A 3,396-nucleotide genomic window follows, 5' to 3' on the forward strand; every position below is an offset into this window, starting at 1 on the left:
TCTCGATGCCGCGGCGGAACAGGTGGTATGGCGGCTGCAGCGTCTCCACCGGCCGACGGCGGTCGAACGCCGCCATCTGCTCCTCGTCGAAGTTGGAGACGCCGACGTGGCGGATCTTGCCCTCGTCGACGAGCTCCTGCAGGTAGCCGGCGGTGTCCTCGAACGGCGTCTGCTCGTCGGGCCAGTGGATCTGGTACAGGTCGATGTGGTCGATCTTCATCGCCCGGAGGCTGGACTCGACCCCGGAGCGCAGGTACTCGCGGCTGGAGTCGCGGGGCCGGTCGGTCCCGGGGTTGATGCCGCCCTTGGTGGCGATCACCACGGAGTCGCGGTCGTGGTCGAGCTGGTGGCGCAGCGCGTTCGCGAGGACTTCCTCGGCCTCGCCGAACCCGTAGGCCTGCGCGGTGTCGAAGAAGTTCACCCCGAGGTCGAGGGCGTGCCGGATCGCGCCCTGGGCCTGGTCGGCGTCGTACGAGCCCCACTCACCCGAGACCTGCCAGGTCCCGAACGCGATCCGGGACACCTCGAGCTCGGTCTTGCCCAAACGAGTGGTCTTCATGGCGTTCGGCTACCCCGCTCGCGCGCCACCGCAACCCGGCGCCCACGTGGTCGTGGCGACCGGCACGCTCCGGCACAGTGGGAGCCCGTGCGCATCCTCGTCGCCGCCCTCGGCGCTCCCGGCCACGCCTTCCCGCTGGTCCCGCTCGCCCGTGCGCTGCACGACGCCGGGCACGACGTCACCGTCGCGACGGGGCCGGATCTCGTGTCGACGATCGCGACCTCCGGGGTCCCGACGGTGCCCGCCGGGCGGCCGGCCCTCGAGGCGTTCCGCGGGGTGATGATCGACCGGGGACTCACCGAGCGACCCTCGGACCAGGAGGTCATGCGCGACGTCGCGGGGGAGGTGTTCGGGCGGGTCATGCCGCGCTCGGTCGCGAGCGACCTGATCCCGCGCCTGCGGGAGGAGCCGCCCGACGTCGTCATCGCCGAGGTGGGCGACCGGGGCGCGGCGCTCGCGGCACGCGCCGTCGGGGTGCCCTGCGTCCTGCACTCCTTCGGGCGCCGGCCGTCCCCGCACTCACCGATGAGCATGACGACGCCCGCGGGCCTCGCCGCGGTCGCCGCCGAGCTCGGCGTGCCGCAGTCCGAGGGCGACGTGACCGGCCACGCCTACCTCGACATCTGCCCGCCGTCGCTGCAGGACCCGGGCTCGGAGGCCTACCTCGCGGGAATGGCCCCGGTGCCGCTGCGCCCGGTCGGCTGGAACCCGCCGACGCCGTTCGCGCCCCGCCGGCTCACCGGCCGCCCATGGGTGCTGCTCACCCTCGGCACCTCGTTCGGCGTGGCCGGCGTCCTGCGCACCGCCCTGGACGGACTGGCCGGCCTCGACGTCGACGTGCTGGTGGCCGCCGGCTCGGTCGCGGTCGGCGAGCTGGCCGACCTCGAGGGACCGGGCGTGCAGGTCGAGTCGTTCGTGCCGCAGGCCGACCTGCTGCGCGGCGAGGTCGACGGCGTGGACGCGCCCCCGGCGCTGGTCGTGCACCACGGGGGCAGCGGCACGACCCTCGGTTGCGCCACGGCCGGGCTGCCGCAGGTGTTCCTCCCGCAGGGCGCCGACCAGTTCCTCAATGCGGCGGCCGTCACGACGGCGGGCGCGGGAGTCCAGCTGCTCGGTGAGCAGGCGAGCGGGGAGGCCGTCGCGGCGGCGGTGACGGCCCTGCTGGCCGAGGGACCCGAACGTGCGGCCGCCCGGGCCCTCGCCGTCGAGGTGGCCGCCCTGCCCGGACCCGACCAGGTTGCGGCCGACGTCGGGCGGTGGGCGTTCCCGGCCCGGCTCAGCCGTTGATGTAGGCCTCGAGCTGCTCGCGGTGGGCCTCGAGTTCGTCGAGCCGGGTCTTGACGACGTCACCGATGCTGACGATCCCTGTCAGCTTTCCGCGCTCGACGACCGGGACGTGCCGGATGCGCTTCTGGGTCATCACCCCGGCGAGCCCGTCGACCTCGTCGTCCGGACCGCAGGTCGTCACGGGACCCGTCATGATCGTGGCGACGGCGTCCCCGAGCAGGTCCGCGCCCCGGCGGTGCAGGTGCCGCACGACGTCGCGCTCGGAGACCATCCCGACGACCGCGCCGCCGTCCACGACCACCGCGGCGCCGACCCCGCGCTCCGCGAGCGCGGCGAGCAGGTCGGGCAGGCCGGTCTGCGGTTCGACCGTCAGTACGCCGGCCGGCTTCGAGGTCAGGACGTCCCGGATGCGCATCGTCGACTCCTTCGTCAGGCGGTGTGTGACGACGATCTCACGCGCAGCTCACGTCGGGAAGGCTCCGGCCGGGGCCCGGTGGGCGGTCGCCGGACCGGGCCGCCCACGCCGGGGCGGCACTATCGTCGGCGGGGTCGGGACGACGGGAGGACGGGTCATGGTCGGCATCGTCGAGGTCAGTCCGCGCGACGGGCTGCAGAACGAGCGCGCGGTGCTCGAGACCGACGCGAAGGTCGAGCTCATCGGCCAGGCGATCGCGGCGGGGGCGCGGCGGATCGAGTCGGCGTCGTTCGTGCATCCCAAGCTCGTCCCGGCGATGGCCGACGCCGAGGCGGTGATGGAGCGCGTGCCCCGCCCCGAAGGTGTCTCGCACATCGGGCTGGTGCTCAACCGCCGCGGCTACGACCGGGCGGTGACGGCCGGCGTCGACGAGGTGAACGTCGTCGTGCCCGCCTCCGACGGGTTCGCCAAGGCCAACCAGAACTCCAGCACCGAGGCGCTGACCGAGGTCGCCGAGGAGGTCCTGGCTGAGGCGGCGTCGGCGGGGCTGTTCGCCACCGTGACCATCGCGACCTCGTTCGGCTGCCCCTTCGACGGCGAGGTCCCGCCCGACCGCGTCGTCGAGGTCGCGCGCCGGTCCGCGGCCGCCGGCGCGAAGGAGATCGCGATCGCGGACACCATCGGCGTCGGGGTGCCGACCCAGGTGCGTGCGCTGCTCGACGGGGTCCGCGAGGTCGCGCCCGACGTCGTCACCCGCGCGCACTTCCACAACACGCGCAACACCGGCTTCGCCAACGCGGTGGCCGCGTACGAGTGGGGCGTGGACTGGCTGGACTCCTCCAACGGCGGGATCGGGGGCTGCCCGTTCGCCCCGGCGGCCACCGGGAACATCGCCACCGAGGACCTCGTCTACCTGCTCGAGCGCATGGGCGTGGACACCGGGCTGCGCCTCGACGCGCTCCTGCCGATCGCCGGATTCCTCTCCGACCAGCTGGGCTACCGGGTCCCGGCGCTCCTGCCCCGGGCCGGGGCTTTCCCGGGCTGATCTTTTCCCGGTGGGCGAGGATGGGCGCATGGCCGACACCGGAGCCGGAACTCCGAACCCCCTCGACACGAACACCGCCGGGAATCCCCT

General features: G+C 74.0%; 4 protein-coding genes. 2 read left to right on the top strand and 2 right to left on the bottom strand.

From position 1 onward, the window contains the following. Positions 1-559, bottom strand: a 559-nt coding sequence (locus AC0CYZ_RS07370; RefSeq protein ID WP_472213809.1) for an aldo/keto reductase, incomplete at its 3' end; no start/stop codon positions are given. A gap of 87 nt (positions 560-646) precedes the next feature. Between AC0CYZ_RS07370 and AC0CYZ_RS07375 the strand changes: the two genes are divergently transcribed. Beyond that, complete coding sequence (locus AC0CYZ_RS07375) at positions 647-1,846, top strand: glycosyltransferase (protein ID WP_472213813.1); 1,200 nt, start codon at positions 647-649, stop codon at positions 1,844-1,846. Here AC0CYZ_RS07375 and AC0CYZ_RS07380 read toward each other — a convergent pair. Then, a complete protein-coding gene (locus tag AC0CYZ_RS07380; protein WP_472213815.1) occupies positions 1,836-2,261 on the bottom strand; it encodes a CBS domain-containing protein in 426 nt (141 codons plus the stop codon). The genes AC0CYZ_RS07375 and AC0CYZ_RS07380 overlap by 11 nt on opposite strands. Positions 2,262-2,418: 157 nt before the next feature. On the opposite strand from AC0CYZ_RS07380, the gene AC0CYZ_RS07385 reads away from it, so the two are divergent. Further along, on the top strand, positions 2,419-3,306 hold the full coding sequence (locus AC0CYZ_RS07385; protein ID WP_472213817.1) for a hydroxymethylglutaryl-CoA lyase: 888 nt from the start codon (positions 2,419-2,421) through the stop codon (positions 3,304-3,306). The last annotated feature ends 90 nt before the right edge of the window (positions 3,307-3,396 follow it).

The organism is Actinomycetospora sp. (assembly GCF_055612215.1).